The organism is Microbacterium sp. BF1 (genome assembly GCF_019279095.1).
GTDB classification, from domain to species: Bacteria; Actinomycetota; Actinomycetes; order Actinomycetales; family Microbacteriaceae; genus Microbacterium; species Microbacterium maritypicum.
This window is the reverse complement of record NZ_JAGYWT010000281.1, coordinates 1-3,204: the sequence shown is the minus strand read 5'-3', so window position 1 is coordinate 3,204 and position 3,204 is coordinate 1. Positions and strand designations below refer to the sequence as shown.

4 protein-coding genes are annotated in these 3,204 nt (G+C 62.4%); all 4 read left to right on the top strand.

The annotated features are described in order from the left end of the window. Positions 1-207: DUF4357 domain-containing protein (locus KZA10_RS10485; protein ID WP_218682838.1), on the top strand; the 207-nt coding region annotated here is incomplete at its 5' end. Positions 208-315: 108 nt separating this feature from the next. Beyond that, entirely contained in the window at positions 316-1,281 is a 966-nt protein-coding gene (locus KZA10_RS10480) for an Abi family protein (RefSeq protein ID WP_308289639.1), read from the top strand. After that, positions 1,278-2,774, top strand: coding sequence for a class I SAM-dependent DNA methyltransferase (locus KZA10_RS10475; protein WP_218682837.1), 1,497 nt, complete (start codon positions 1,278-1,280; stop codon positions 2,772-2,774). The genes KZA10_RS10480 and KZA10_RS10475 overlap by 4 nt, the downstream gene beginning before the upstream one ends. Continuing rightward, positions 2,767-3,204: hypothetical protein (locus KZA10_RS10470; RefSeq protein WP_218682836.1), on the top strand; the 438-nt coding region annotated here is incomplete at its 3' end. The genes KZA10_RS10475 and KZA10_RS10470, both read left to right, overlap by 8 nt.

Genomic DNA, 3,204 nt, shown 5'->3' with positions numbered 1-3,204 from the left:
TACCGTGCCCAACATGAGGGCCTGGTCGCCGATGGCTCCATCGTCGTGGAGGGTGGGACGGCCCGCACAACCCGTGACATCGTCTTCGGCTCACCCTCGACGGCGGGTGCGGTCGCACTCGGCCGCTCGTGCAACGGGCGCGTCGAGTGGGTGAGCCCCGAGGGCTCGTTCGGTGCGTGGGAGAGCCGCGGGGTCGAAGATGACTGACCTTCGAAGTACTTGGTCTATGACCACGGGTGGGGTTACACTTGAGTCAACAGTTCAGCCCGCCCAGTCTTCTGGTGTGGGCTGGATCTCTTTTCAGGGGTGGCTCGGGTGACGCGCCCCGTCAAGCCGTACGGCTCACTCGATGAGCACCTTGCCAAGCTGGAGCAGCGCGGCATGGCGCTCGACCGCGTGTTCGCAGCGCAGTGGCTCGGGAGTGTCGGCTACTACCGGCTGAGCGGCTACTGGTATCCATACCGCGTCCTGAATGGTAGCCAGCGCGGCGACTCGTTCGAGGCCGGTACCTCCTTTGCTGACGTGGTTGCCCTGTATGAGTTTGACCGGAAGCTCCGCACGCTCGTCCATGATGGCGTGGAGCGGGTCGAGGTGATGCTCCGCACGCGACTCAACGAGACCGTCGGCGCGTATGGTGCTTTGGCGTACCTCGACAGAGCGCACTTTCGTCCCACATTCGATCACGCAGCCTGGTTGACCACAGCACAGAGGCGCATCGCCCGTTCGCGCCGCCGCAACGATGCCGTGCGACATTATGATGAGCACTACGGTGGGCAGTTACCGGTCTGGGTACTTTCGGAGGTGCTCGACTTCGCGGACGTATCCCGCCTCTATGAGGGGTTGCCTGTGAAGGCGCAGTGGGAGATCGCTGAGCAGCTGGGCTTGCAGATCGATCTTGGCGCGTTGAGTAAAAGTCAGGCCGATCGGGCCAAGAAGAACCATCCCCTCGTGCGGTGGTTTGAGCAGCTGGCGATCGTGCGCAACACGAGTGCTCATCACGCGCGTCTGTGGAACCGATCCTTCGCACCCGTGGGAACTGCTGCGATTAGGACGATTCCAGAACTCGTCTCCCTCCCCGAGGGACAGAGCGAGCGGCTCTACGGCGCGCTGTGCGTGATGGGCCTTCTACTCGAAGCAGCTTCGCCGGGCACGACCTGGCAGGGCAAAGTCCGCGACCTTGTCGAAACATTGTTCACTCAGATACATGGTCGTCGCGTCGAGGAGATGGGCTTTCCCGAATCATGGAGTGACGACCCGTTCTGGTCGAGGAGGCCGCAATGACTGATTCCCGTCGCCTGGTCGACAAACTCGACTCGTTCCGCAACCTGCTCCGTGACGACGGGGTGGGGGTGCTCGACTACATCGAACAGCTCACCTACCTGCTCTTCCTCAAGATGGCGCACGAGCGCGCGACGAGGAAGCTCAAGCCGCAGCAGATCGTGCCGCAAGAGTACTCGTGGCAACGACTACTCGACGCTGAGGGCGTGGCCTTGGAGGTCGAGTACACGCGCATCCTCGTCGGGCTAGCGCAGCAGCCGGGCACCCTCGGAGTGATCTTCCGCAAGGCCCAGAACCGCATCCAAGACCCCGCGAAACTCAAACGCCTCATCGTTGACCTGATCGACAAGGAGCAGTGGTCGGCCTCCGGAACCGACCTCAAGGGCGATGCCTACGAGCAGCTGCTAGCAAAGGGCGCCTCCGACAAGGGCTCAGGTGCCGGCCAGTACTTCACTCCCCGCGATCTGATCCAGGCAATCGTCGACGTGATCCAGCCATCGGCCAACGACTCGGTGATCGACCCCGCGTGCGGCACTGGCGGGTTCCTCCTCGTCGCCCACGACTATGCATCGAACCACGCAGAGCGGCTGACGCCGCTCCAACGCGATCACTTGCGTGACGACTTCGCTCACGGCACAGAGCTCGTGGACGGTACCGCACGGCTCGCCGCAATGAACCTCCTGCTGCACGGCATCGGCACGCCCGACGGCGACTCGCTGATCGACGTGCGAGACGCGCTCGTTGCCGACCCGGGCGAGCGCTACAGCGTGGTCCTCTCCAATCCGCCATTCGGACGGAAGTCGTCGATGACGATGGTCGGTGCCGATGGACGCGAGTCGAAGGAAGACACCGAGATCGAGCGGGCCGACTTCGTCACCACCACCTCAAACAAGCAACTCAACTTCCTGCAGCACATCATGACGATCCTCGATATCAACGGTCGCGCAGCCGTCGTGCTCCCCGACAATGTGCTCTTCGAAGGTGGGGCGGGTGAAGTGCTGCGACGCAAGCTCCTCAATGACTTCGACCTGCACACCATCCTCCGTCTCCCGACCGGCATCTTCTATGCCCAAGGTGTCAAGGCGAACGTGCTGTTCTTCGACAAGAAGCCCGCGAGTGAGACTCCCTGGACACGGAAGCTATGGGTCTACGACCTGCGCACGAACCAGCACTTCACCCTCAAGCAGAACCCGCTGCGCCGGGTTCACCTGAACGAGTTTGTCGAGTCATACCTGGCAGGCTCATCACGCGACGCGCGCACGGAATCAGACCGCTGGAAGTCATTCGGGTACGACGAGCTGATCGCCCGCGACAAGGTGAACCTCGACATCACCTGGCTGCGCGATGACTCCCTCAACGACCTCGACTCGCTGCCGTCGCCTGACGTTATCGCTCGCGAGATCGTTGAAGACCTCACCGCTGCCCTCGCCGAGTTCGAAGCGGTCGCCGCGGCACTGGAGAGCAGGCCAGCCGGAACGATTGAACGTCATGGCTGAGGCGGCTACTCCGAGGTCCAGAGTTGGACACCTCAACCTCAAGGGTGACTATTCCGAGCTGCTCTCGGCAACGCTTGATGAGCACACGCGGGGCGGCGTTCTTCTCCGCGTTCCATACCTACTCGGCAATTTCCCCGAGCGCTGGTTCTGGAATGACTTGGGCCAACACATCGGTGGGGACGGCAAGGTGATCCCGCCCGAGCAGCCGCCTACCGAATTGGACTACTTCGACAACAAGGGCACCGTTGGGCTCGTTGGCTGTCGAAGCGCCGGTGGTGGCTCCTTTTCCATCGGTGGCTTCTCCGCCGCGTCAGGCGTCGGTGAACTAGCCGCCAACTTTGCCGTCGAGAAGGCCGCTCGCGCAAGTAACTATGCCAAGATCAACGGTTTTCGCTCCGAGATCGATGGGCTAGGACATTGGTTGGACCTC